At 60.7% G+C, this 25059-nt stretch carries 22 protein-coding genes; 9 read left to right on the forward strand and 13 right to left on the reverse strand.

Features of this window, described 5'->3' with window-relative positions; genetic code table 11:
- Positions 1-1004 precede the first annotated feature (1004 nt).
- Genes pepN through KGB07_RS27665 form a run of 6 tightly spaced genes read right to left on the reverse strand, consistent with a single transcriptional unit; the run spans position 1005 to position 7520 of the window.
- Positions 1005-3662, reverse strand: coding sequence for an aminopeptidase N (pepN, locus tag KGB07_RS27640; RefSeq protein ID WP_223467225.1), 2658 nt, complete (start codon positions 3660-3662; stop codon positions 1005-1007).
- A 10-nt stretch (positions 3663-3672) separates the two neighbouring features.
- Positions 3673-4503, reverse strand: a complete 831-nt coding sequence (locus tag KGB07_RS27645; protein ID WP_223467226.1) for a DUF2797 domain-containing protein — start codon at positions 4501-4503, stop codon at positions 3673-3675.
- Positions 4500-4760, reverse strand: a complete 261-nt coding sequence (locus KGB07_RS27650) for a YeaC family protein (RefSeq protein WP_223467228.1) — start codon at positions 4758-4760, stop codon at positions 4500-4502. Before KGB07_RS27650 ends, KGB07_RS27645 begins: the two co-directional genes overlap by 4 nt.
- A gap of 32 nt (positions 4761-4792) precedes the next feature.
- Positions 4793-5662, reverse strand: a complete 870-nt coding sequence (locus tag KGB07_RS27655; RefSeq protein WP_046037190.1) for a rhomboid family intramembrane serine protease — start codon at positions 5660-5662, stop codon at positions 4793-4795.
- Complete coding sequence (locus KGB07_RS27660; RefSeq protein ID WP_046037191.1) at positions 5659-6630, reverse strand: metallophosphoesterase; 972 nt, start codon at positions 6628-6630, stop codon at positions 5659-5661. The genes KGB07_RS27655 and KGB07_RS27660 overlap by 4 nt, the downstream gene beginning before the upstream one ends.
- A complete protein-coding gene (locus KGB07_RS27665; protein ID WP_008016128.1) occupies positions 6630-7520 on the reverse strand; it encodes an NAD(+) kinase in 891 nt (296 codons plus the stop codon). Before KGB07_RS27665 ends, KGB07_RS27660 begins: the two co-directional genes overlap by 1 nt.
- Positions 7521-7637: 117 nt before the next feature.
- Between KGB07_RS27665 and KGB07_RS27670 the strand changes: the two genes are divergently transcribed.
- Positions 7638-8588 carry a DUF1853 family protein gene (locus KGB07_RS27670; RefSeq protein ID WP_223467230.1) on the forward strand — a complete coding sequence of 317 codons (951 nt, stop codon included), beginning with the start codon at positions 7638-7640 and terminating at the stop codon, positions 8586-8588.
- A 158-nt stretch (positions 8589-8746) separates the two neighbouring features.
- Here KGB07_RS27670 and KGB07_RS27675 read toward each other — a convergent pair whose 3' ends face one another.
- A complete protein-coding gene (locus KGB07_RS27675; protein ID WP_223467232.1) occupies positions 8747-9850 on the reverse strand; it encodes a DUF2855 family protein in 1104 nt (367 codons plus the stop codon).
- Between the two features lie 54 nt (positions 9851-9904).
- Here KGB07_RS27675 and KGB07_RS27680 point away from each other — a divergent pair, with 54 nt between their 5' ends.
- Positions 9905-10564: a TetR/AcrR family transcriptional regulator gene (locus KGB07_RS27680; protein WP_223467234.1), complete on the forward strand. Its 660-nt coding sequence runs from the start codon at positions 9905-9907 to the stop codon at positions 10562-10564.
- Between the two features lie 23 nt (positions 10565-10587).
- Here the strand turns inward: KGB07_RS27680 and KGB07_RS27685 are convergent, their stop codons facing one another.
- Complete coding sequence (locus KGB07_RS27685; RefSeq protein WP_046037194.1) at positions 10588-11148, reverse strand: NADPH-dependent FMN reductase; 561 nt, start codon at positions 11146-11148, stop codon at positions 10588-10590.
- A 175-nt stretch (positions 11149-11323) separates the two neighbouring features.
- On the opposite strand from KGB07_RS27685, the gene KGB07_RS27690 reads away from it, so the two are divergent.
- Together KGB07_RS27690 and KGB07_RS27695 are read left to right on the forward strand one after the other, a co-directional pair.
- Positions 11324-11551, forward strand: coding sequence for a hypothetical protein (locus KGB07_RS27690; protein ID WP_046037196.1), 228 nt, complete (start codon positions 11324-11326; stop codon positions 11549-11551).
- An 88-nt stretch (positions 11552-11639) separates the two neighbouring features.
- Positions 11640-12533, forward strand: coding sequence for a LysR family transcriptional regulator (locus KGB07_RS27695; protein WP_046037197.1), 894 nt, complete (start codon positions 11640-11642; stop codon positions 12531-12533).
- On the opposite strand, the gene KGB07_RS27700 is transcribed toward KGB07_RS27695, so the two are convergent.
- The 5 genes from KGB07_RS27700 to KGB07_RS27720 all read right to left on the reverse strand — a co-directional run bounded on the left by KGB07_RS27700 (position 12499) and on the right by KGB07_RS27720 (position 17777).
- A complete protein-coding gene (locus KGB07_RS27700) occupies positions 12499-13113 on the reverse strand; it encodes a GNAT family N-acetyltransferase (RefSeq protein ID WP_223467236.1) in 615 nt (204 codons plus the stop codon). The genes KGB07_RS27695 and KGB07_RS27700 overlap by 35 nt on opposite strands.
- A 14-nt stretch (positions 13114-13127) precedes the next feature.
- On the reverse strand, positions 13128-15383 hold the full coding sequence (locus tag KGB07_RS27705) for an Orn/Lys/Arg decarboxylase N-terminal domain-containing protein (RefSeq protein ID WP_046037199.1): 2256 nt from the start codon (positions 15381-15383) through the stop codon (positions 13128-13130).
- Positions 15384-15642: 259 nt separating this feature from the next.
- Positions 15643-16401, reverse strand: coding sequence for a DNA polymerase III subunit epsilon (gene dnaQ / locus KGB07_RS27710; RefSeq protein ID WP_046037200.1), 759 nt, complete (start codon positions 16399-16401; stop codon positions 15643-15645).
- Between the two features lie 72 nt (positions 16402-16473).
- On the reverse strand, positions 16474-16926 hold the full coding sequence (gene rnhA, locus KGB07_RS27715) for a ribonuclease HI (protein WP_007979123.1): 453 nt from the start codon (positions 16924-16926) through the stop codon (positions 16474-16476).
- Positions 16927-17018: 92 nt separating this feature from the next.
- Positions 17019-17777, reverse strand: coding sequence for a methyltransferase domain-containing protein (locus KGB07_RS27720; RefSeq protein WP_046037204.1), 759 nt, complete (start codon positions 17775-17777; stop codon positions 17019-17021).
- A gap of 65 nt (positions 17778-17842) precedes the next feature.
- Between KGB07_RS27720 and gloB the strand changes: the two genes are divergently transcribed.
- From gloB to KGB07_RS27745, 5 genes are all read left to right on the forward strand, one after another.
- On the forward strand, positions 17843-18610 hold the full coding sequence (gene gloB, locus KGB07_RS27725; RefSeq protein ID WP_046037205.1) for a hydroxyacylglutathione hydrolase: 768 nt from the start codon (positions 17843-17845) through the stop codon (positions 18608-18610).
- A gap of 99 nt (positions 18611-18709) precedes the next feature.
- On the forward strand, positions 18710-20140 hold the full coding sequence (locus KGB07_RS27730; RefSeq protein WP_046037206.1) for a LysM peptidoglycan-binding domain-containing protein: 1431 nt from the start codon (positions 18710-18712) through the stop codon (positions 20138-20140).
- 230 nt (positions 20141-20370) lie between these two features.
- Positions 20371-22143, forward strand: a complete 1773-nt coding sequence (locus tag KGB07_RS27735; RefSeq protein WP_223467374.1) for an extracellular solute-binding protein — start codon at positions 20371-20373, stop codon at positions 22141-22143.
- Positions 22140-23981, forward strand: a complete 1842-nt coding sequence (locus KGB07_RS27740) for an extracellular solute-binding protein (RefSeq protein WP_223467238.1) — start codon at positions 22140-22142, stop codon at positions 23979-23981. Before KGB07_RS27735 ends, KGB07_RS27740 begins: the two co-directional genes overlap by 4 nt.
- A gap of 4 nt (positions 23982-23985) precedes the next feature.
- Positions 23986-25059, forward strand: a complete 1074-nt coding sequence (locus KGB07_RS27745) for a microcin C ABC transporter permease YejB (RefSeq protein ID WP_008051869.1) — start codon at positions 23986-23988, stop codon at positions 25057-25059.

Consider the following 25059-nt stretch of genomic DNA (forward strand, 5'->3'; position numbering starts at 1 on the left):
GTAATTGCTCAGCAGGCTGTCGGCCAATTTAACCAGTTCAGGATCAGGTTTGACTCGTTTGGCGCGCTTGGATTTTGGCTCGGTCATTGGATTTCCTTGGGGTAGGCAGTCTCCTGCCAAATGACCGTTTACACAAAACTAATTACACCCTCGCGGTAACGGCTACTGACGGTTTCGCTCTTACAGCGACTCACTTTTCCAAACGCCGAAAAGTAAGCAAAAGGCTTTGCCCCGACGTACGGCACCTCGCCAAGGCTCGGTGTTCCCTCGCTACGGTGTCCATCAGGGGGCATCGCCTCCGGTCTGCTTCGCGACGACCTCCTCTCGATGTGTTCGACTTCGTCGAACGGCGCTACGCGCCTAACCCCCTGATGAACACCTACGCTCGGCCTGCCGAAGGGGCAAAAGATCAAAAGCCAGATCAAGATCAAAAACCAAAGCCAAAGCCAAAGCCAAAGCCAAAGCCAAAGCCAAAGCCAAAGCAGATAGGGGTTTCTGAAAAATTGGGTACAACCAGATGGGACTCAGTTGGCTGTCAGGCCGCCATCGTCGGAACGCCGCCCGGACCAAGCCTGCTCCCACAGAAGAGCAAAGGCAGAGCAGCCCACACCACCACGTCGCTCCTCACCACTCAACAGGCCGAGCGTTAGCTCGCCTGCAGCTCTTGATCTTGATCCACCCGCCCCCTCGGCAGGCTGAGTGGAGGTGTTCATCCGGGGACTGGCGCGCAGCGCCGTTCGACGCAGTCGAACTCATTGCATGTAGGTCGAAGCGAAGCCGACCGGAGGGCAATGCCCCCGGATGAATACCGCAGCGAAGGAACGCCGAGCCTAAGCGAGGGGCCGTACGTTCGGGGCGAGACCTTTTGGTTCCTTTTGGGGCGTTTGCCAAAAGGGACTCGCTGTAAGAGCGAAACCGCCAGCCGCCGCTCCCGCAGAAACGGATATGTACTCAATCAACCAAGAACCAGGTCGGCCCGAAGGCCGCCAAGGTCAACAGCAGACTCAAGCCAAACTCTTGCTGACCACTTCAAACACATCACTGGACAACTGCCCCGAAGCCCGAATCCGCTCCAGCTCCCCCTTCATCAAAACCTGACGAGCACTGTCGTACTTGCGCCAGCGAGTCAAAGGCGCCAACTGGCGAGAAGCAATCTGCGGATTGAAGCCATTCAACTCGATCACCAGATCCGCCAGGAAGCGATACCCCGAACCGTCAGCAGCATGGAAGTTGATCAGGTTCTGCCCGGCAAACGCACCGACCAACGCCCGCACCTTGTTCGGGTTCTTGATGTTGAACGCCGGGTGCTGCATCAACGCCCTGGTCCGTGCCAGGCCACCGGGCAACACGCTGCCGGCCTGGACGCTGAACCACTGATCCATGACCAACGGATTGTCCTTGAAGTGTTCGGCGAAACTGGCCAGCGCCTTGGCCTTCTCGGCGTCGAACGGTGAATTGACCAACACGGCAAGTGCGGTCAGGCGCTCGGTCATGTTGTCGCACGCGTCGAACTGCTCCAGAGTCGCAGCCACAACTTCCGGCTTGCCGCTGAGCATCAGGTACGACAGCGCGATGTTCTGCAAGGCACGACGGGCAAAGTGCTCGGCTTCGGCCATGTACGGCGTCTGCTTCGACAATTCGCGATTGGCCTGATAACGCTGCCACAGGCCTTCGAACAACGCGTCAGCCAGTTGCTTGCGGGCAAACTCGCGTGCAGTGTGAATCGCTTCGACATCCGCCACTTCGCTGATCTCGGTCAGGTACGCCTCGCTTGGCAGCGAGAGCATTTCGGCGACCATGGCCTGATCCAGCGACTCATCCGAGAGCACCGTGCGCAGCGCCGACACCAGACGCTGATCGAGTACCAGCGCTTCGCCTTTCTGCTGCTGGGCGATCAGCTCTTGCAGCACCTGCACCGACAGTTGCTGACCGGCATCCCAGCGGTTGAAGCCGTCGCTGTCGTGCTGCATCAGGAACATCAACTGATCGCGGTTGTACGGGAAGCTCAGTTTCACCGGTGCCGAGAAGCCGCGCAGCAACGATGGCAGCGGTTGTTCGGCGATGTCGACGAAGGTGAAAGTCTGCTCGGCTTCGGTCACGGAAATGACCCGCGAGGTGCCTTGCGCGGTGGCTTCACCGGACAGACGCAGGGTAATCGCCACGCCATTGGAATCCAGCAGGCCCAGTTCGACCGGGATCACGAACGGCAGTTTTTCAACCTTGTCCGGGGTTTGCGGGCAGCTCTGGCGGAAGGTCAGGCTGTAGGTTTTTGCCGTAGCGTCGTAAGACTCGCTCACCGCCAGGCGCGGTGTGCCGGCCTGGCTGTACCAGCGCTTGAACTGGGTCAGAACAACGCCATTGGCGTCTTCCATGGCCTTGATGAAGTCATCGCAGGTCACGGCCTGGCCGTCGTGGCGTTCGAAGTACAGGTCGCTGCCTTTGCGGAAGCCTTCGGCGCCGAGCAGGGTGTGGATCATGCCGACCACTTCCGAGCCCTTTTCATACACGGTCAGGGTGTAGAAGTTGGAAATTTCGATGAAGCTGTCCGGGCGCACGGCGTGGGCCATGGGGCCGGCGTCTTCGGCGAACTGGTGGGTGCGCAGGTACGCCACGTCCTGGATGCGTTTGACCGTGGCCGAGTTCATGTCCGAGGAGAAACCGGCATCGCGGAACACGGTGAAGCCTTCCTTGAGCGACAGCTGGAACCAGTCGCGGCAGGTCACGCGGTTGCCCGACCAGTTGTGGAAGTATTCGTGGGCGACGATCGCCTCGACCCGCTGATGCGCGGCATCGGTGGCGGTTTCAGCCTTGGCCAGCACGGCGCTGGAGTTGAAGATGTTGAGGCCCTTGTTCTCCATGGCGCCCATGTTGAAGTCATTCACGGCGACGATCATGAAGATGTCCAGGTCGTACTCGCGACCGTAGACCTCTTCGTCCCAGCGCATGGATTTCTTCAGGCTGTTCATCGCGTGCTGGCACTTGTCGATGTTTTCCGGCTCGACGTAAATGCGCAGCGCCACGGTGCGCTCGCTCAGGGTGGTGAAGCTGTCTTCGACGCACCACAGGTCGCCGGCCACCAGCGCAAACAGGTACGCCGGTTTCTTGAACGGGTCTTCCCAGGTCGCCCAGTGCCGGCCTTCTTCACCGGGACCGGAAGCGATCGGGTTGCCGTTGGACAGCAGCACCGGATAGCTGTGTTGTTCGGCGACGACCGTGGTGGTGAAGGTGCTCATCACGTCCGGGCGGTCGAGGTAATAGGTGATCTTGCGAAAGCCTTCGGCCTCGCACTGGGTGCAGAACATCGTGCCGGACTTGTACAGGCCTTCCAGCGCGGTGTTGGTTTCCGGGTGGATCCGGACGCTGGTATCGACCGTGAAGGTGGTGCTGGTCGGGTGCAGGGTCAGGTGATTCTCGGTCAGCTGATACTGCGCCTCGGAAAGCGCCTGGTCGGCCAGGGTGACCGACAGCAGTTCCAGCTGCTGGCCATCCAGCACCAGCGGCGGCAGGCCCGGGCCACGCTCGGGATTGCGGCGCATCACCAGTTGCGCATGGACCAGGCTGTGGTCCTCGTACAACTCGAAGGTCAGGTGCGTTTCGTCGATCAGGTACTCGGGCGCCTGATAGTCCTTGAGGTAGATCATCTTCGGTTGTTCGGTGCGCATGCTGGAGTCCTTACTGATGCACGGCGAGCTGGTAGGCCGTGTATTTACGAATATTGATCACGCCGGTGTCGAAGATCAGGTATTGGCCCTTGACCCCCATCAGCGTGCCTTCGGCAATCGGGTTCTTGTCCAGGTTGAAGCTGACGATCTTCGCTGGGTACTGCTCGACCGGGTAGCGGATTTCCAGCGGTTCGACGTCGGTCACGGGCTGGATCGCCTGCAAGCCAAATCGCTGCTGCAACCCGAGCAAGCCTTCAGCGCAGCTGTCGAACAGCTGATCGCGGACTTCGGCCAGGTTCACCACCGCCGCATCGCCCTTGAGCAAAGCACGCCAGTTGGTCTTGTCGGCCACCTGGCTGCGGAACAGATCCTCGACGAAACCGGACTGCTGGCGGGTCGAGACGCGCATGATCGGCAAGGCCTGGCTCGCCCCTTGGTCGAGCCAGCGGGTCGGCAACTGGGTGGCGCGGGTAATCCCGACTTTCACCCCCGACGAATTGGCCAGGTACACCACGTGGTCGGTCATGCAGAACTTCTCGCCCCACTCAGGCTCCCGGCAAGTACCGGCCTCGAAGTGGCAGCGCTCCGGGCTCATGATGCACACGTCGCACTGGGCCAGCTTGGTCATGCACGGGTAGCAGTAGCCCTGGCTGAAACTGGTCTTGGTCTTGCGTCCGCAATGGGTGCAGTGGATCGCCCCCAGGTATTCCAGGCGCACCGTGGTACCGATCAACGGATTGACCGGGATCTCGGTTTCGCCCAGACGAAATGCGTATTGCACGTTCGGCCCGTCCAGGCGCGCCGACATTTTGCTGATTGCACCGCGGCCAATCTCGATCAATGGATGGCATCCGACTTGAACAGGATATTGGGCACTTGAATCGACTTGGAGCTGCATTCCTGCGGGCCCATGTAGCCCGTGCGCTGGTCCTCGGGCAGGTGCTGGACTTCCCAGGCGATCATCGCCTGCAGCGACAGCTCGCGTTGTTCGGCGGTGAGTTTGCCACCGTCGGACCATTTGCCGATTTCTACGGCCAGTTTCAGGCTCTCGTAGATATCGTGGGTGATGTTCTTGATCATTTCGTTAAAAGAGGACATTGGGTCTCCGTCTCTTTATTGCATGTTCTGAATTAGGCGGCCAGTTTACGGCGGTTATACAAACCGCCCAACAAACCGGTGAAGCATCCGATGAGTAACCCGCTGACGTGGGCCGCGTTGGCGATTTCACCGAAGCCGATCATCGACACCAGCCCGGACAGGCACAGCAGCAACCACACCAGCATCATCACCAGCACGCCACGGGGCAGGCGATAGGCCGGGTTCGGCGCCAGCAGCTGGAAGATCCAGCAATGCCCGAGCAGGCCGTACAGTACGCCGGACAAACCACCGAACAAGGTCGGGCCGCTGAAGAAATACTGGGCGAAGTTGGACACCAGGCTGAACAGCAAGGTCAGGCCGATCAGGTTGATACTGCCCTGACGCGACTCGATGCGCCGTCCCAGCTCCCAGTACCACATGCCGTTCATCGCCAGGTGCAGGATGCCGAAGTGGATCAGCATCGGCGTGACCAGGCGCCACCACTGCCCCGCCGCCAGGCTGTCGGCCAGTGGCGTGAAGTGGAGGTACTCGCCGACCACGCGGAATTCGAGGAAGGTCAGCCAGCGCATCGTTTCAAGGTTGTCGCCCAGCATGGTCACCGCGCCGACGATCATGCTAAGCAGCAATACCAGCGCGGTGGCCCTGGCGTACTTCAACTGCTCGACGAACCCCGGACGCGTGACGGTCTGTGCCAGCGGAATGTCCAGCTGCTGATCGGGGTCACCCGCCGGAAAACGTTCGTACAACGCACGCACGTCTTCACTGATGTTGTCCGGCACCCACAACACCTGCTCGCCAGCTTCCTCGCTGACCCGGTGGGGCACTTGCATGCGCTTGAGCAAGGTGACGAACCCGCTCAAGTCCACCGCCAGGGGCAGTCGCAATACCGCTACAGCACTCATTGCAGCACCTCCGGCCGCTCGACATCGACCCAGACGAATTTTTGCGGATCCAGGCGGGTTTCCTGATCCAGTCGGTAGGCAACCAGTTTGCCGTACAGCACCGCGCTGTAATCCAGGCAGGCCAGGTTCGGCCGGATCGGTGCCGGCTTGCCGCTGCGCCAGTAATGGCCGACGAACAACAGCGGCTCATCGATGCCATAGCGCAGCAAACTGTTCTTTTCGGTGGACGTCAGCGGCGTCCGGGCCACGGGTTCCGGCAGTGCATCCGGCTGGAACACGATGTCGCCGTAGGTTTTCGGATCGTCTTCCCAGAACTTGGTCCGGAAGAACGAACGTACCAGGCCGTCGCCGCTGGTCATCGTCAGGCCATGGGGCAAGCGCATGTCTGTGCCACGCAGTAGCCGGTCGAATACGGTGCAGGCAAAAGAGCCCGACTCCGCCGAGGCCTGGAGAAAATGCTCGTCGATGCAGCCGTTGGGGAACAGCGCGCGCAGCGGTTCGATCAGTCCGGCATCCCAGCAGGCGTGGACCACGCGAAAACGCCCGGCATCGACGAACAATGGCAATTTGTAGAACCATTGCTGGAAGTCCTGCCAGTCGCCCGGATGGTGTTCGAACTGGGTCAGGGTTTCGTGCAGCAGGCGGGCATGGCGCGGGGTGTGTTCGCGCACGAACTGCTTGCCGCTGCCCGGCAGCGCCGGCGTGCTCCAGCCCAGCGCATTGAACTCGTGGTTGCCCATGATGCACAGCGCCTGACCGGCCTCGACCATATCGTGGACGATATGCAGCGCCTCGCGAATCCGCGGGCCGCGGTCGATGATATCGCCGACGAACACCGCCATGCGCGAGGCATGCCGCCAGACGCCATCCTGCTTGTGATAACCGAGTCGGTCGAGCAAGTGCTCCAGGGTCAGAGCGCAACCGTGCACGTCACCGATCAGGTCGTAGCTACGCGCGGGATCGAGCATCAGTCGCCTCCACCCCCCAACTTGCTGCCCCAGCCGAGCTTGGTCCGGCAGACCTCATAGTAGTTGTGGTCCAGCGGGTGAATCAGCCGCAGTTTCTGGGCTTTCTTGCTGACGGTAATGGTGTCGCCCGGCGCGCAGGTGAAATGGTTCTGCCCGTCGCACGAGACTTGCGGGTAAATCTGCATATCCTTGGACACGACGATCTTCAGCTCACTGTTGCCATCGACCACGATGGGTCTACCCGACAAGGTATGGGGGTACATCGGCACAATCACAATAGCGTCGAGCTTGGGATGCATGATCGGCCCGCCGGCGGACAACGCGTAGGCGGTGGATCCGGTCGGCGTGGCGACGATCAGGCCGTCGGCCTTCTGGCTGCAGACGAACTGGCCGTCGATGTACAGCTCGAATTCGATCATTCGCGTGGATTTGCCGGGGTGCAGCACCACATCGTTCAGTGCATCGCCCTGGCCGATGGCCTCGCCGTGGCGACGGACTTCGGCCTGCAACAGGAAGCGGTTTTCCACCAGATAGTGGCCATCCAGCACTTCGGCGACCTTGGTTTCCAGCTCGTCGGGACGGATGTCGGTGAGGAAACCCAGGCTGCCGCGGTTGATGCCGAGCACCGGAATATTATGTTTGGCCAGTGCCCGGGCGGCACCGAGCAGGCTGCCGTCACCACCGACCACGATGACCATGTCGCAGACTTCGCCGAGCATCTTGCGCGACGAGGTTTGCAAGCCATGCCCTGGCAGCACTTCGGCGATGGTGTCTTCGAGGATCACGTGCAGGTGACGATCGAGCAGAAACCGTTTCAGTCGGCGGACGGTATCCAGCACCTGGGAACTGCCCAGGCGACCGATGATGCCGATATTGCGAAATTGCTCCATGGGGCTCCTGCGGGAATCTGCGTGGCGGCGAAATACCCGATTATGGGCGAAAGCCGCCCGTAGACAAAATCCTTTCAGCTTCAAGGGTGTGCCCGGGTTTCGGGCTATGCTCGCAAGATGATGCTATTTCCCGATTTGCTCCACCTGCCCCATCAGTTACGCCATCCCGAAGTGCGTGACCTTGCGTGGGTCATCCTCGCGCCGCCAATGCTAGGCGATACCCCGTGGCCGCAGCGTCACCCGCTGGCCGGTAGCGACTGGGTGCAGGCACCGGATCGGCTGGAGCACTGGCTGCGGCAGCTTGATCGGGACAGTTATGGCCTGCTGCATTGGCTGGCCCAGGCCCGGACCCGGCGCCTGGGTTTGTACTACGAACGCCTCTGGCAGTTCGCCGTGCAACATGCACCCGGCATTGAACTGATTGCCGCCAACCTGCCGATTCGCCGCGAAGGACACACCCTGGGTGAACTGGACATGCTGCTACGCGACCGCGACGGCGTGCATCACCTGGAATTGGCGATCAAGCTCTACCTCGGCCCGCAATCCGGTGACGGACACGACACCGCTCAGTGGCTGGGTCCGGGCTGCCACGACCGGCTCGACCGCAAACTGGCGCACCTGAGCCAGCATCAATTGCCGATTTCCGCTCGCCCCGAGAGCCGTGAAGTACTGGCGGCGCTGGATATTCAGGTGTTCAGCGCGCATTTGTGGCTGGGCGGGTACCTGCTGTATCCGTGGCCCGGTCAGGCAGCCCCGCCATCGGGTGCCCATCCGCAGCATTTGCGCGGTCGCTGGTTGCATCAAAAGGATTGGCCGGCGTTGTTGGCCCAGAGCCCGCCCGGTCGCTGGCAACCCCTGCCCCGCCACGCCTGGCTAGCGCCGGCGCATTATTCGGCGGAGCACACTTGGAACCCAGGACAGATGCAGGCGTGGCTGGATGACCTGGACCCGCTGGCGCCCGCACAACTGCTGGTACGTCTGGTGGAAAATGCCACGGGTGACTGGGAAGAGGCAGAACGGTTGTTTCTGGTGGCGGACCTTTGGCCAAATGTGCCGGGCAATGCCTGAGTTTTACTGTGTCTGAACTGGCCCCATTGCGAGCAGGCTCGCTCCCACAGGGATCTTCAGTGGATACAAAACTTGCGTATGACTGAGATCCAATGTGGGAGCGAGCCTGCTCGCGATGGGGCCAACCCGGTCTAAACGGACAACCTCGCCGAATCACATCACAAGCGAATCACATGCCCCTCCACGGGTGGGACCTGGCCATGGACCAAGCGGGAAATGACCCTTTGCGCCGCCTCGTAACCCTGACTTTCAATGACTTCCAGCAAAGGCTTTTCGCTCCCGGTCACTCGCTGGAAAAACCGCACCAACCCTTCGCCGATATGCTGGCTGACCCCTTCCGGCCCCCATTCGGCATTGCGCTTGCGGATCTGGATCGGCGCAAAAAAGAACACCGGTTGTGGCCCTTCGATAGCCGTCAGCCGTGCCTCGTCGGTACTTTGCGCAGAGCCGGCGAAACAACTGTAGAGCAGTTGTCCGGCAAAGTGCTGGTGGACCTGATCGCGCAGATTGAGGTCGCCGGAAAAATCCACGTACAGCGTAGGTCGGTCACCGGTGAGGTTGGCCAATTCGGCATAAGACACCACTTGGTCGTAACAACCGAGGTTTTCGACAAAGGCTTTGTTGCCGGCGGACGTCAGCGCCACACGCTGCAATTGCGGATGATTTTCCAGACACACGGCCGTGCCGTAGGCGGTTTTGCTGGAAGCGCTGGAGAACACCAGGCGAGTCGCATCAAAAAAATGATTGTCCGCCAGGAAGTCCGCCAACATCGATGAGGTCAGAAACAACGGCTTGAGCAGTATCTGCAGATTTTCGGTTTCAGGCCTGTAGTACAAATCCCAACTGCAGCGCGTGTATTGGTTGTACGCCGAGGTCAGCCACGACCGGTGTTCAGCTCCATCGTAAAAGCCGCGCTCGGTGACTCGTTCCGGGCGCATCCACAGGTGGCTGGCCAGCGGAAAGTAACCGTAGAAACGTTCGCCCACCTCGATGCCATCCACCGTTGATGCAATGACGTCGGCAAACCCCCAAGCCGGAACGTGACCCCAATCCACCAGGCCTGTAGGAAAGAAACCCCAGTAGTTCATTGAATCGCCATAAGCCGCGTACGTAATGTTGTTGGTGGTCAATGCGCAACGATCAATCTTCAAGATCACCTCGCCGGCTGCCGGGATCAGGCTACGCTGCTCCCGCTCTATCCGGCTCTGGTCCAGGGCGTTTTTACGGGTAATCAGCCGTGTTACCGTGGTGAAATCCTGCATGTTCGATCTCCTGCTGCGGCACAGTGGCGGGTCACTCAAGAGTAATCACAGCCGTTGAAGAGTGGGTTCGGAAACACCAAGGGCAGCTCGCCCACCCTCAATTCACGCGCCAAGCCGCTGAAACGGCCGAGTCAGGCCCGGGCGATTTTCACCGTCGAGGCCATTTACGAGGCTTTTGTTCGGATTTGGCAGTGTGTCGGCTGGTCAGGGCTGACCACCCGGGAAGTGGCATTGGAAGCCGGCGTGGCGATTGGCACGCTGTATGACTATTTCCCGAGCAAGGAAGCCCTGCTGTCGGGTTACATCCGGCATCGCCTGGATGTATTGCTGGCGCAAATGGATCAAGACGTCATCCAGCCAACCGACCTGGACTGGCAAACTCGCGTCAAGCGTCTTGTGTGCCTGACCTGCGACCCTGACGATGCCCGACAACCCCTATTCAACCATGCCGTGTCGCTCATCGAGCATCAGATCGCCGAACCCAAGCATCATCGAAGAGTGTACGAGGAACTGTCGCAAAAATGGCGTGAAGTCTTTGCTGCTTGCAGCGATTTGCCGAGAAAGCCCCCAACACCCACCATTGAAGCCTGGGTCATCATGGCTTGGGGCGGTCGCCGCTATTGCGTCACGGCGCAACCGTCGACGGAGCAAACTGCCGCCTGGCTATCGGAAATGGAAACGATGATTTGCAGCCGTTTGACGAGCGCTTCGTAGTCCGAAGCGCTGCAACGTTCAAATCAAACTTTCTTGTGCTGTTCGACCCATTGCCCATAGGCATTGATGAATTTTTGCAGGAACGGCTTGACCGACTCGGACAACTTGCCCGCCTCGTCGAACGCCGAACCGGCGTTCCCCAGATAGGCCTCCGGTTGCTGCATCACTGGCACATTGAGAAACACCATGGATTGACGCAGGTTGTGGTTTGCACCAAACCCGCCGACGGCCCCCGGCGAAACGCTGATAATGGCCCCCGGTTTACCGCTCCAGGCACTTTTGCCGTATGGACGCGACCCCACGTCAATCGCATTTTTCAACGGCGCCGGCACCGAGCGGTTGTATTCCGGGGTCACGAACAACACCGCGTCGGATGAGCTCACCTGTTGTCGGAAAGTGCTGTAGGCTGCCGGCGGTGAAGCGCCATCGATGTCTTCGTTATAGAGCGGCAGATCGCCGATTTCGACGATGTTGAGCTTGAGATTGGCCGGCGCCAACTCTATCAGGGCCCGTGCGACCTTGCGGTTGATCGATTCCTTTCTCAAGCTGCCGACCACGACGGCGATCGTATAGACGTTGCTCATAAGAGTTTCTCGACTGTCCGATATGAAGAGCTTGTAGTTATAGATGACGATTCAAGCAGTGGGCGACCGAAAACACCGCCCCTGACTATTTTTTTCCCGTAGGAAAACTTACCTCGCCCAAGCACGGTCTACAGTGCCGCAAATTGAGTGATTTATCTCCAGAGGTTCTAAGCAGATGGCAGCAGTACTCGTCGGTCAGTTCCATGCAAGAGACGCGGAAGGCCGTATTTATTCGGTGCACGAGTTCCAGGACTCCACCCCGGCGGTAGACGGTTCAAGCCCTGTCACCACCTACAAACTGGCCATTGGCGACCGTGTCAACAAGGTCGACGACAATGAATTCATGCTGGTGCAAACCGGCGTGACCATTACCCGCGAACCGCAAACCGCCAGCGTTTCATAACCCGTCGTTATGAGCAGAAGTCATATGCACGGACTTGGGGTAGGATTCAGCCACTGACTCCTCCACCTGCTGAACATGGACTTCACGCATGCGCTTACGCCATATCGAAGTGATCCAGGCGCTCTTGCAGACCGGTCACCTGGGCACCGCCGCCGAATGGCTGCAGTTGCCGGTGGCCGAAGTCGAGCGTTTGCTGCGCGACGCAGAGGATCAGTTGGGTTTCATGCTGTTCGCCAGCGTGCGCGGGCGATTGCAGGCCACCCGCGAAGCGCGGGAACTGCAGGTGGAAATTGCCCGGGTCTACGATGCGCTCGAACCGGTGCAGCGCCTGGCCAACAGCCTCCGGCAATACCTGGCGCCGCCGCTGCGCATCATCTGCACCCCGCCTCTGGCCAACCAACTGTTGCCACACAGCATCGCGGCCCTGCGCCGACGCCTGCCCGATGCGCCTTGCACGCTGCTGAGCCAGCCGACCCGCGACATCGTCAGAAGCCTGCTGCTGCGTGAAAGCGATCTGGGCCTGAGCCTGCACGACCCCGATCACGCCGACCTCGATTGCCAGATAATTGCCCAGGGCAAACTCCAGTTGCTCGCCCCCCATGGCTGGCTGCAACCGAAACAGAAATACATTTCACTGCAGGATCTGGCCGGCCAATCGATGATAGGCCTGGAGGGGCAAGACCCGCTGAGCCCGGCACTGGAAAACAAACTGCACGGCTTGCGCCCTGCCCCGGTGATCCAGACCCGGGTCCAGACGCATCAGATGATGCGCAGCATGGTCGAGGCCGGCGAAGGCCTGGCCATCGTCGACCCCTTCACCGCCCTCGGCGCCAAAGCCTCGGGACTGGACGCCTGCCCGCTGGCCCCAGCCGTCCCGATCAGTCTCTACGCCCTGACACTGAAGAACGCCGAACCTTCACCAGCCGTTCAGACCTTGTTGGCCATCATCACGGAACAAGCCGCGGCGATGCTGACGAACTGAACGGGTTTTCCAGCGGGTTTTCGAACAGTCGATACCAGAACAGCGCCACTTCGGCGGTGTTCGGATCGATGCCGCGATAGCGCAGGTGGTCGATCCCGCCAATCACGTAACCGCAGCGTTCATAGAGCCGGCAGGCCCCCAGGTTGTTGTTCTGGGTTTCGAGCATGATGCCCGGGAGTTTTTTCTTGCGGCTCCAGAACTGCGCCACATCCAGCAGGGCCTTGGCCACGCCATGCCGCCGGGCCGGTGCGTGCACCGCCAGTTCGTCGATATGGGCAAAGCCGTTCCAGTTGGTACTGACCACCAGGTGCCCCACGGGCTGGTCATCCAGATACGCCATGAAAATCGCGCTGTCGGCGCCATCGCGAAAGCTGCTGAATTCTTCGGGGTCGATGCCGTAGCACTTGCGATAAGGCGTGATCGGGGTGACCGGCCACTGTGCCACCGGCTTGCCTATTTCGGCCGCACCGTAGGCCGCGACTTCAAAACTGAAATCACTGCCCCAGATGTAGGCGGCAAAACCCTCGTCGGCAACCCGTACCGACAACCCTGGGAAATTCGGATTTATAACCGGCTGCATACTGGGAAAGGTCCTCATTCCTTGATGCAATCGACGGTGTAGCACCGCCCACTGCCCTGATCTTCGTGTTGCAATCCGTGCACATCAGCAACGAACCCCGGAAAACTGCTATCGAACGTGCGGGCAAACGCCAGGTAATCGATGATCGAGCGGGTCGACTCGGTAAAACGCTCGCCCGGCATGATCAGCGGAATGCCGGGCGGGTACGGCACCAGCATCACCGCGGCGATCCGCCCGTCCAGCGCATCGATCGACACGGCTTCGACTTCACCCCGCACCAATTGATCATAGGCGTCCGCCGGCTTCATCGCGACTTCCGGCAGTACGGTGTACATACGTTTGAGGTGCCTGGCGGTGGCATTGCTGCGATAACAGGCATGCAACTGATCGCACAGATCCCGCAGGCCCATGCCCTGATAGCGCGCGACATTCTCTTGCGCCACGCAGGGCAGGCAACTGGCCAGGCTGACGTTGGCGTCATAGCTGCGCTTGAACTCCAGCAGTTCGGTGAGCAGCGTGCTCCACTTGCCCTTGGTGATGCCCATGGAGAACAACACCAGGAACGAATACAGCCCGGTTTTCTCGACCACCAGGCCGCGCTCCCAGAGGAACTTGCTGACCACCGCCGCCGGAATCCCGCGCTCGCTGAGGGCGCCACCGGCGGTCAATCCCGGCATTACCAACGTGACCTTGATCGGGTCGAGCAACACATAATCGTCGGTCACGCCGCCAAAGCCGTGCCAGTCGGCATCGGGTTGCAGCAACCAGTCCTCGGTGACGACCCGCTCGATGCCTTGCGCCGTCGGCGGTTGCCAGATCGAGAACCACCAGTCATCGGCGGCAATGTGCTGGCGCAAGTTGGCCAGCGCCCGGCGAAAACTCAGGGCTTCGTCGAACATTTCCTGCAACAGCGAACGCCCGGCCGGCCCTTCCATCATCGCCGACGCCACATCCAGCGAGGCGATGATGCCGTACTGCGGCGAGGTCGAGATGTGCATCATGAACGCTTCGTTGAAGCGATCCCGGTCCAGCTGCCGCGCACCGCCATCGCGCACGTGAATCATCGACGCCTGGCTGAAGGCCGCCAGCAACTTGTGGGTCGAATGGGTGGTGAACACCAACGGGCTGTCTTCATCACGGGAGGTGCCCATGCCGTAGCGCCCGGCAAAGAACTCATGAAACGCCGCATAGGCGTACCAGGCCTCATCGAAGTGCAACACCTCAACGCTATTGCCCAGTTGCTGCCTGATCAGCTCGGCGTTGTAGCAGAGGCCGTCATAGGTCGAATTGGTCACCACCGCGAGCTTGACCTTCGGTGAACGACCCTTGGTCAGCGGACTGGCGTCGATCTTGGCCTGGATCGATTCGCGGCTGAACTCACTCAGTGGAATCGGGCCGATGATCCCCAGTTCATTACGCTCCGGACACAGGTACAGCGGGATCGCGCCGGTCATGATGATCGAGTGCAGCACCGACTTGTGGCAATTGCGGTCCACCAGCACCAGGTCATCGCGGGCGACCACCGAGTGCCAGACAATCTTGTTGGCCGTGGAGGTGCCATTGATCACGAAAAAGGTGTGATCGGCGCCGAAATTGCGTGCCGCGCGAGCCTCGGCTTCAGCCAGGGGGCCGGTGTGATCAAGCAAGGAACCGAGCTCGGGCACCGACACCGAAAGATCCGAGCGCAGGGTGTTTTCCCCGAAAAACTGGTGAAACGCCTGCCCGACCGGGCTTTTGTGATACGCCACACCACCGCCGTGACCCGGAGTGTGCCAGGAGTAGTTGGAGTCCGCCGTGTGTTGCACCAATGCCTTGAAAAACGGTGGCAGCAGGCCATCTAGGTATTTGCGTGCGGCGCGGGCCACCTGCCGGGCGAGAAAGGGCACGGTGTCTTCGAACAGATAAAGAATGCCGCGCAACTGATTGAGCTCGGCCATGGCGTCGGCGGGCGCGTTTTCCAGGGTCACTTTTTCGCCCAGGGCGAAGATCGGCAGATCCGGCGCGCGGACCCGCGCCAGACCGATCAGTTCGGCCATGTTTTGCAACAAATGGGAATGAGTGCTGGCGTCTTCAGAGGCAATCAACATGCAGGACAGGCCGTGGTAAGTCGACGCCACCAGACGCCCTTCGGTGTAATCCACCGCCGAAACGACGCTGAACCCCTCCTGCTCCAGCTCCCGGGCAATACCCCGCACGCGGTCGCCGGCAACACTGTCGGTCTTGATGTCGCGATGGACAATCAGGACCGGAAATTTCAAGTCTTTGTACATGAGGCTCAGTGTCCTGAGGCGGCAGACCAGAGCCTGCCAATCACCTCAGGGTAGAGTGTTGCAGAGGATGTGGCGAGCGGGATGCACCAACTTGTGGCGACAGGGGAGTTTCCCTGTGGCGAGGGAGCTTGCTCCCGCTGGAGCGCGAAGCGGTCCCATCATTCGTTCAGATAAACCGCAGAGGATGTATTTACGACTGCTTCGCAGCCGAGCGGGAGCAAGCTCCCTCGCCACAAAAAGCATTCATTGGAATGAGGAACTACGCCTGCGCTTCCGCCTCAGCCAACTGCACCCACAACGCCGGGGCACCCGCGGACTTGCCGATGATTTCCAGGCGCGCCGCATGGCGGGCCAGGTCGTCTTCGCTGGCGCGGATGATGCGCGTCGGCTGGCGGTCCGCCGGCAAACGGCGAATCTCGGTGGCCGAGTTATCCGCCCCTTCCCCCGAGCCATTGCCATCGGATGCGTTGCCGGCCAGGGACAGGCTGGTCTGCCCCCCGGTCATGGTCAGGTAGACGTCGGCGAGAATCTCGGAGTCGAGCAAGGCACCGTGCAGTTCACGGCCGGAGTTGTCGACGCCATAGCGTTTGCACAGGGCGTCGAGGCTGTTGCGCTGCCCCGGGTGACGTTCCCTGGCCATCATCAGGGTGTCGAGGATCGAGCAGTGCTGCGTGATGTCTGCGCGGTCCTGCTGGCCCATCAGGGCGAATTCGTTGTTGATGAAGCCAACGTCGAACGCCGCGTTATGGATGATCAGCTGCGCGCCCTTGATGAACTCGAAGAACTCTTCGGCCACCTCGGCAAAACGCGGCTTGCCCACGAGGAATTCGTTGGTGATGCCGTGGACACCGATGGCGCCCTCGTCACTTTCGCGATCGGGTTGCAGGTAAACGTGAAAGTGCCGGCCCGTCAGGCGTCGGCCGATCAACTCGACACAACCGATTTCGATAATCCGGTGGCCGTCGGTCACCGGCATGCCGGTGGTTTCGGTGTCGAGTACAACGGATCTGGTGGCCATCAGTGCTCAGCTCTCAATCGGTCAATCGTGCAAAAGCGCGAATCTTAACATGCTCACCGTACGGGAGGTTGATCAGCCCTGTTTGTACCCACGCACTTCATCCACGCCACGGTTGGCCAACTGGTCGGCCCGTTCGTTGCCGTGATGGCCAATGTGTCCGCGCACCCATTTCCAGGTGACTTTGTGGCGGTTGACCTGCTCGTCAAGCAGCTTCCACAGGTCAGCGTTTTTCACCGGTTCCTTCGCCGCGGTTTTCCAGCCGCGCTTCTTCCAGTTGTCCATCCACTCGTTGATGCCTTTCATCACGTACTGGGAGTCGGTCACCAGCAGCACCTCGCAAGGTCGCTTGAGTTCTTCCAGGCCACGGATCGCGCCCATCAGTTCCATGCGATTGTTGGTGGTATTGGCTTCGCCGCCCCACAGTTCCTTTTCGACGCCCTTGCACACCAGCAGTGCGCCCCAGCCGCCGGGGCCAGGGTTGCCTTTGCAGGCGCCGTCGGTGAACAGTTCTACGCTATCGCTCATGCCAATCTATCCAGAAAATGCGCTGGCCCGCCGATCGCTGACCGACGACGCCCGAAGCCGGGGCAAGCCCGGCCGCAAATGAAAAGTGTGTATTACGGTTCGATGTTGCGCCGGTTGACCTTGGCCATCGGCAACGGGATCAGCTTGCCCATCGGTTCGCGCCGCTCCTGACGGACCGGTCGCAGGCCCACCACGATCTTGCGCGCCACCAATAAATAGAAGCCGCCGCCCGACAGTTGCCAGTCACCGGCCTTGCGCTCCCAACCGGCCAGGCGGGTCTGCCACGCCGGCGACGCAAGCGGCGGACGATAGCACCCGAAGCGACGTTTCTCCAGCGCGAAGCCCAGCAGGTTCAGCCAGTCAGCGACCCGTGACGGCGAAATGCAGCGCGCCTTGCGCAGCGCATCCTGGGCAAATACATGCCGCAGACCCCAACTGCTCCAGGGATTGATGCCGATGATCAGCAAGTGCCCGCCGGGGCGTACGCTGCTGGCCGCCTCGCGAAGCAGGCCGTGGGGCGACAGGCAGAAATCCAGGCCATGCTGCAGCACCACCACATCGGTGGCATGTTCGCTCAGCGGCCAGGCCTGCTCCTCACAAACGATCTCGACCCCCGGCAACGGCGCGCCAAGGCGCACATTGCGTTGCACCTGGGGGGCCGCCGGCGGAGTCTGGGCCGAGGGACCGTAATGCACCAGATAGCCACCAAAGAACCGCCCGAGCTCGTCTTCGAGCATGCGACGCTCTTCGTCCAGCAGAAATTGCCCGAGGGGACCGGCCAGCCACTCGCGGGCCGCGCTGATCAACGCCAGCCAGTCAGGATCGGCTTGTGCGAACGCTTTATCAGTCATTGCATTCTCCAACGCGCCAGGAAGTTCTAAGATGCGCCAATGTTTTCCGCTTGGCGAATCCGACGATGATACAGATCACTGCCCTGCCCGCCTTCACCGACAACTACATCTGGTTGTTACAAGACCACGGCAGCAAGCGCTGCGCGGTCGTCGACCCGGGCGATGCCGCCCCCGTGCAAGCCTGGCTCACGGCCAATCCGGGCTGGGTACTGAGTGATATTTTGATCACTCATCACCATCATGACCACGTCGGCGGCGTCGAACAGCTGAAAAAGGCGACGGACGCGAAAGTCTATGGTCCGGCCAGCGAAACGATCCCGGCGCGGGACGTTGCGCTCAAGGACAACGACAAGGTCAGTGTGCTCGGCTGGGATTTCGATGTCCTCGCGATCCCTGGCCACACCCTGGGGCATATCGCCTATTACCATCACGGCTTGCTGTTCTGCGGCGACACCCTGTTTGCCGCCGGTTGCGGACGCTTGTTCGAAGGCACGCCACAGCAAATGTACAGCTCGCTGACACGCCTCGCCGGGTTGCCGGATGACACGCTGGTGTACTGCACCCACGAGTACACCCTCAGCAATCTGAAGTTTGCGGCGGCCGTCGAGCCGAACAACCCGGACACCGCCGAGCGCCTGGCCAAAGTCACCCGCCAACGGGAATCCGGGATCATGACGTTGCCGTCGACACTGGCGCTGGAAAAGCTCACAAACCCGTTTTTGCGCTCCGGTGAAACATCCGTTAAAGAAAAAGCGGACGAACGGACCGGCACCGATAACTCGGCGCCCGATATGGTTTTTGCTGCGCTTCGAGCGTGGAAAGACAGGTTCTAAAGGGGCTTCTCAAGATTGCAACAATTCTGAAAGGTTGACCGCGCAGGGTACGCTTTCTAGAATCGCCCGACATTTTTGCCCGGAACTTACTTCCAGCCAATGTCGTCACCTATTCGCAAAGCCATCAGTTCAGACGCATTGACCCGCTTGGCTCAAGCCATAGCGGTGGCTGTGTCCGCCACCCTGGCGGGCTGTTCCAGCCATGCGCCGCAGACCGATGCGGCGCACACGCAGAACATCGCCGCGCGCGCCAAGCAGAAGCCAATCTGGCTCAGCGAAAAACCCAGCCCGCAAATTCCCCAGGACGTCTGGGAGCGCATGCGCCAGGGCTTCCAGCTGCAGGACGGGCTGGGCGTCAACCCGCGCATCGAGCAACAGCGCCTGTGGTTCGCCAGCAATCCATCTTTCCTCGAAAACGCCGGCGAGCGTGGCAGCCTCTACATTCACTACATCGTCGAGCGCCTTGAAGAACGCAACATGCCGCTGGAACTGGCCCTGCTGCCAGTGATTGAGAGTGCCTACAACCCGATGGCCTATTCCCGGGCCGACGCGGTGGGTCTTTGGCAGTTCATCCCGTCCACCGGGCGTTATTTCAACCTGCGTCAAACCCGTTTCTATGATGGCCGTCGCGATATCACCGCGTCGACCACCGCCGCGCTTGATTACCTGACCCGCCTGCACGACATGTTCAACGGCGACTGGATGCTGGCCCTGGCGGCCTACAACGCCGGCGAAGGCACCGTCAGCCGGGCCATCGAGCGCAACGAACGCCTCGGCCTGCCGACCGACTACTGGAACCTGCCGCTGCCCTCCGAAACCCAGGCCTACGTGCCAAAGTTGCTGGCACTGTCGCAAGTGGTGATGGCGCCGGAAGCCTACGGCGTGAACCTCAACCCAATCGCCAACGAACCCTACTTCCAGGTCGTCGAAATCAACCAGCGCATGGACCTGTCCAAGGTTGCTGAAGTCGCCAACATCGACGAAGACGAACTGTTTCAGCTCAACCCGGCTTTCAAGCAACGCACCACCATCGACGGCCCGCAACATCTGCTGGTCCCGACCTCCAAGGCGCAATTGCTGACCAGCAGCCTGCAAACCATGCGTCCTGAAGAACTGATCAGCAAGAAATCGCTCAAGCCGGTCTTCGAAGGTGCCGACGACACCCAGGTCGCCAGCGTCAAGCGTTCCTACCGGGTCAAGCGGGGTGACAACCTCGGCTCCATCGCCAAGGCCAACAACGTCGACGTGCAGGACCTGCAACGCTGGAACAAACTGAACGGCAAGAACCTCAAGCCCGGCCAGACCCTGGTCATGCAGGACACCAGCAAGCGCAGCTCCGGGCGCGTCAACACCGTGATTGCAGCCAACACCAAGAAGCAACAGACCACGTACAAGGTCCAGCAAGGCGACTCGCTGTACATCGTGGCCAAGCGCTTCAACGTAGAGATGCAGCATCTCAAGCGCTGGAACCCGCGTGTCGGCCAGGCGCTCAAGCCTGGCCAGATGTTGACGGTGGCCAATCCGCATTAAAAACAGCCCCTGACTTCAGGGGCTTTTTTATGTCTTCACAGTTTTTGTGGGCTGCTCCTACAGGGTTTGTGACCTGGCCGAGATTGCGCATTAACCCCCCGTCTTTTTCCTGTCCATACAAGCTGTTACTGTACGATCCACAAAGCCCAAGCCGCCCGGACCGGATCCCCTATTTGAAGCGTCCCCTCCTCTTCCTGATCAGCCTGGCCTTGAGCTCCACCGCAAGCGCGATGATCATCGAAAGCCATGGTTATGCGCAGTTCGGCACGCTCAAGTACCCGGCACGATTTACCCACTTCGACTGGGTCAACCCGCAAGCGCCCAAGGGCGGTACGTTGCGGGTCATGGCGTTTGGCACCTTCGACACGCTCAACCCCTACACCTTCAAGGGCACCAGCCCTGTCACCACGCCGAGTTTCCTGCAATACGGCATCAACGAGCTGAACGAACCGCTGATGATCGGCACGGGGCAGTACGCGCCTTCTGGTGACGAGCCCGCGTCCAGTTATGGCCTGATCGCCCAGTCGGTGGAGTACAACGAGAACCGCAGTTGGGTGGTGTTCAACTTGCGCCCCGAAGCACGCTTCCATGACGGCACGCCGATCACCGCCTACGACGTCGCGTTCTCCTATCGCGTGCTGCTCAAGGAAGGCCATCCGCTGTATCGCACCAGCCTTCAGGAAGTGTCGCGGGTCGACATCCTCAGCCCGCAGCGCATCCGTTTCGTGTTCAAGCGTGCCGGCAATCCGCTGCTGATCCTGCGCCTGGGTGAAATGCCGGTGCTGGCACAGCACTACTGGAAAGGCCGCGACTTCAAGGCCACCACTTTCGAGCCGCCGCTGGGCAGCGGGCCGTATCGCATTACCTCGGCCACACCAGGACGACAGATCGTCTTCGAACGGGTCAAGGATTACTGGGGCAAGGACCTGGCGGTCAATCGCGGCAAGTACAACTTCGACCGCATGGAAGTCGAGTTCTACCGCGACAGCGACGTGGCGTTCGAGGCGTTCAAGGCCGGCGAATTCGATATCTACATCGAGCATCAGGCAAAGAACTGGGACACCGGCTACAACTTCCCCGCCATACGCCGCGGCGAGGTGATCAAGGCGCAGATTCCCCATCGGATCCCGACCCAGACCCAAGGCCTGTTCATGAACAGCCGCCGCCCGGCGTTCTCGGACACCAGGGTCCGCGAAGCGCTGGGGCTGATGTTCAACTTCGAGTGGACCAACCGCACGCTGTTCGGCGGCGCCTACCAACGCGCCATGAGTTACTACCCCAACAGCGAGTTCTCGGCCAGCGGTTTGCCGGTCGGGCATGAATGGCTGTTACTCAAGCCCTATCGCGAGCAACTGCCGGCCAAACTCTTTACCGAACCGTTCAGCCTGCCGCAGACCGATGGCCGCGGCATCCCCCGGGAGACCTTGCGCAAAGCCCTCGGCCTGCTTGCTGAGGCTGGCTGGAAGCTCAATGGCCAGCGCCTGCAAAACGCCGCCGGACAGCCCTTGCGCCTGGAGCTGCTGCTGGTCAACCCGAACCTGGAACGCATCCTCCAGCCTTACGTCGAGACCTTGGCCAGCATCGGCATCGATGCGCGGCTGCGCACGGTCGATCGCGCGCAATACAAGCAGCGCCTCGACCAGTTCGATTTCGACATGATTCTGATGACCCTCAACCAGACGCTCAGCCCAGGCCTGGAACAATGGCAGTACTTTCACTCCAGCCAGGCCGGGGTCAAGGGCAGCAAGAACTACGCCGGCATTGCCAACCCGGTAGTCGACCACTTGCTCGACCAGTTGCTGGCCGCCCAGACCCGCGATGAGCAGGTCGCCGCCGGCAAGGCCCTCGACCGCGTGCTGCTGTGGCAGCACTACATCGTTCCCAACTGGTACCTCAATAATCACCGTCTGGCGTACCGCAACCGGCTCGCCTTCGTCACCACGCCGCCCTACACTCTGGGCCTGAACGCGTGGTGGCTGAAATCTTCGGAGAAAGATCAATGAAACCCATCCGTGCCCTGCTCCTGCAGGCCAGCGGTCTGCTGTTCGCCGGGCTGGCCTGCGCCGCCCCGCAACATGCCGTGACCCTGTACAACGAACCGCCGAAATACCCGGCCGACTTCAAACACTTCGACTACGTCAATCCGGACGCGCCCAAGGGCGGGATTTTCCGTCAGGCCGGTTTCGGCGGATTCGACAGCCTCAACCCCTTCATCAGCAAAGGCGTGCCGGCGGACGATATCGGCATGATCTACGACACCCTGGCCAAGCAAGGCCTGGACGAACCGTTCACCGAGTACGGCTTGATCGCCCGACTGATCGAGAAAGCCCCGGACAACGCCTGGGTGCGCTTCTACCTGCGCCCCGAAGCACGCTTCCATGACGGCCATCCGATTCGCGCCGAGGACGTGGTATTCAGCTTCCAGATGCTGACCAAGGACGGCGCGCCGATGTACCGCGGCTACTACAACGACGTGGCCGAAGCGATCGCCGAAGACCCGCTGACCGTGCTGTTCAAGTTCAAGCACACCAACAACCGCGAACTGCCGCTGATCCTCGGCCAGTTGCCGGTGCTGCCCAAGCATTGGTGGGCCGACCGCGACTTCAACAAGGGCAACCTGGAAATCCCGCTGGGCAGTGGCCCGTACAAGGTCAGCGAAGTGAAGGCCGGACGCTCGGTGCGTTACGAGCGGGTCAAGGATTACTGGGGCAAGGACCTGCCGGTCAATCGAGGCTTCTACAACTTCGACGTGATGACCACCGATTACTACCGCGACAACACCGTCGCCCTGGAAGCGCTCAAGGCCGGACAGTTCGACTACTGGCTGGAAATGACCGCGAAGAACTGGGCCAATGCCTACAACACTCCGGCAGTCACCGAAGGTCGACTGGTCAAGGAACAGATTCCCAACGGCAACCCCACCGGCATGCAAGGCTTCGTGTTCAATATGCGCCGCCCGGTGTTCCAGGATGTGCGTGTGCGCCAGGCCTTGTCGCTGTTGCTGGATTTCGAATGGACCAACAAGCAACTGTTCAACGGCGCCTACGCGCGCACCCGCAGTTATTTCGAGAACTCGGAAATGGCCGCCACCGGCGCGCCTGACGCCGATCAGGTGGCGATCCTCGAACCGTTCCGCGCCAAGCTGCCGCCGCAGGTGTTCAACGAAGCGTTCCAGAACCCGACCACCGACGGCAGCGGCATGATCCGCGCCCAGCAACGGCAAGCCTATCAACTGTTGCAGGAGGCCGGCTGGCGCATCGTCGATGACAAGATGGTCGACACCACCGGCAAGCCGGTGGTCATCGAGTTCCTGTTGGCCCAGACCGAATTCGAACGGGTGCTGCTGCCGTTCAAGCGCAACCTGAGCGACCTGGGTATCGATCTGGTGATCCGCCGGGTCGACGTCTCGCAGTACATCAACCGTGTGCGCTCCCGGGACTTCGACATGATCGTCGGCAGCTTCCCGCAGTCCAACTCGCCGGGGAACGAACAGCGGGAATTCTGGATGTCGGCCGCCGCCGACAAACCCGGCAGCCGCAACTCCATGGGGCTGAAAGATCCGGTGGTCGATCAACTGGTCGAGCAACTGATCAACGCCGATTCGCGCAACAGCCTGGTGGCTCACGCCCGCGCGCTGGACCGGGTGCTGCAATGGGGCTATTACGTAATACCCAACTGGCACATCAAGACCTGGCGCGTGGCGTACTGGAATCACATCGGCCATCCCAAGGTCTCGCCTAAATACGACATCGGCACGGCCACCTGGTGGGTCAAGCCCGACATCAAGCCGGCAATAGAAGTCGAAACCACACTGCAGGCCGATCCTGCGGGCACGGAGTAATCAGATGCTGGCGTACATTTTTCGGCGACTGTTGCTGATCATTCCGACCCTGTTCGGCATCCTGCTGATCAACTTCGTGATCATCCAGGCCGCCCCGGGCGGACCGGTGGAACAGATGATCGCCAAGCTCGAAGGCTTCGAAGGCGCTACCAGCCGCATCGCCGGCGGCGGTGCCGAAGTCTCGGTGGCAGGCTCGGCCTATCGCGGCGCCCAGGGCCTGGACCCGGCACTAATCAAAGAAATCGAGCACATGTACGGCTTCGACAAATCGGCGCCGGAACGCTTGTGGATCATGGTCAAGAACTATGCGTCCCTGGATTTCGGCGACAGCTTCTTCCGCGACGCCAAGGTCATCGACCTGATCAAGGAAAAGATGCCGGTCTCGATCTCCCTCGGACTATGGAGCACGCTGATCATGTACCTGGTGTCGATCCCGCTGGGGATCGCCAAGGCCAAGCGGCACGGCAGCCACTTCGACGTCTGGACCAGTTCGGCGATCATCGTCGGCTACGCGATCCCGGCGTTCCTGTTCGCCATCCTGTTGATCGTGGTGTTCGCCGGCGGCAGTTACCTGGACTGGTTCCCCTTGCGCGGTCTGACTTCGAACAACTTCGATGAACTGAGCATGGGCGGCAAGATCCTCGACTACTTCTGGCACCTGGCGCTGCCAGTGACCGCGCTGGTGATAGGCAACTTCGCGACCATGACCCTGCTGACCAAGAACAGCTTCCTCGACGAGATCAACAAGCAGTACGTGATCACCGCACGGGCCAAAGGCCTGACCAACCACCGCGTGCTGTACGGTCATGTGTTCCGCAACGCCATGCTGCTGGTGATCGCCGGTTTCCCCTCGGCCCTCATCGGCATCTTCTTCACCGGCTCGTTGTTGGTGGAGGTGATCTTTTCCCTCGACGGCCTCGGCCTGATGAGTTTCGAGGCGGCAATCAACCGCGATTACCCGGTGGTGTTCGGCACGCTGTTCATCTTCACCCTGCTCGGACTGGTGGTGAAACTGATCGGCGACCTGACCTACACCTTTGTCGATCCGCGCATCGACTTCGAAAGCCGGGAGCATTGA

Origin of the sequence: Pseudomonas sp. GL-RE-26 (genome assembly GCF_019956275.1) — a bacterium.
GTDB lineage: Bacteria > Pseudomonadota > Gammaproteobacteria > Pseudomonadales > Pseudomonadaceae > Aquipseudomonas > Aquipseudomonas grandcourensis.

Coding starts and splice junctions, on each gene's coding strand:
- rnhA (WP_007979123.1), bottom strand. CDS start 16,926: ATGAGCGATAGCGTAGAACTGTTCACCGACGGCGCCTGCAAAGGCAAC.
- KGB07_RS27655 (WP_046037190.1), bottom strand. CDS start 5,662: ATGAGTGCTGTAGCGGTATTGCGACTGCCCCTGGCGGTGGACTTGAGC.
- KGB07_RS27740 (WP_223467238.1), top strand. CDS start 22,140: ATGAAACCCATCCGTGCCCTGCTCCTGCAGGCCAGCGGTCTGCTGTTC.
- KGB07_RS27675 (WP_223467232.1), bottom strand. CDS start 9,850: ATGCAGGATTTCACCACGGTAACACGGCTGATTACCCGTAAAAACGCC.
- KGB07_RS27705 (WP_046037199.1), bottom strand. CDS start 15,383: ATGTACAAAGACTTGAAATTTCCGGTCCTGATTGTCCATCGCGACATC.
- KGB07_RS27665 (WP_008016128.1), bottom strand. CDS start 7,520: ATGGAGCAATTTCGCAATATCGGCATCATCGGTCGCCTGGGCAGTTCC.
- dnaQ (WP_046037200.1), bottom strand. CDS start 16,401: ATGGCCACCAGATCCGTTGTACTCGACACCGAAACCACCGGCATGCCG.
- KGB07_RS27670 (WP_223467230.1), top strand. CDS start 7,638: ATGATGCTATTTCCCGATTTGCTCCACCTGCCCCATCAGTTACGCCAT.
- KGB07_RS27720 (WP_046037204.1), bottom strand. CDS start 17,777: ATGACTGATAAAGCGTTCGCACAAGCCGATCCTGACTGGCTGGCGTTG.
- KGB07_RS27735 (WP_223467374.1), top strand. CDS start 20,371: ATGATCATCGAAAGCCATGGTTATGCGCAGTTCGGCACGCTCAAGTAC.
- KGB07_RS27660 (WP_046037191.1), bottom strand. CDS start 6,630: ATGCTCGATCCCGCGCGTAGCTACGACCTGATCGGTGACGTGCACGGT.
- pepN (WP_223467225.1), bottom strand. CDS start 3,662: ATGCGCACCGAACAACCGAAGATGATCTACCTCAAGGACTATCAGGCG.
- KGB07_RS27685 (WP_046037194.1), bottom strand. CDS start 11,148: ATGAGCAACGTCTATACGATCGCCGTCGTGGTCGGCAGCTTGAGAAAG.
- KGB07_RS27745 (WP_008051869.1), top strand. CDS start 23,986: ATGCTGGCGTACATTTTTCGGCGACTGTTGCTGATCATTCCGACCCTG.
- KGB07_RS27690 (WP_046037196.1), top strand. CDS start 11,324: ATGGCAGCAGTACTCGTCGGTCAGTTCCATGCAAGAGACGCGGAAGGC.
- KGB07_RS27695 (WP_046037197.1), top strand. CDS start 11,640: ATGCGCTTACGCCATATCGAAGTGATCCAGGCGCTCTTGCAGACCGGT.
- KGB07_RS27650 (WP_223467228.1), bottom strand. CDS start 4,760: ATGTCCTCTTTTAACGAAATGATCAAGAACATCACCCACGATATCTAC.
- KGB07_RS27730 (WP_046037206.1), top strand. CDS start 18,710: ATGTCGTCACCTATTCGCAAAGCCATCAGTTCAGACGCATTGACCCGC.
- gloB (WP_046037205.1), top strand. CDS start 17,843: ATGATACAGATCACTGCCCTGCCCGCCTTCACCGACAACTACATCTGG.
- KGB07_RS27700 (WP_223467236.1), bottom strand. CDS start 13,113: ATGCAGCCGGTTATAAATCCGAATTTCCCAGGGTTGTCGGTACGGGTT.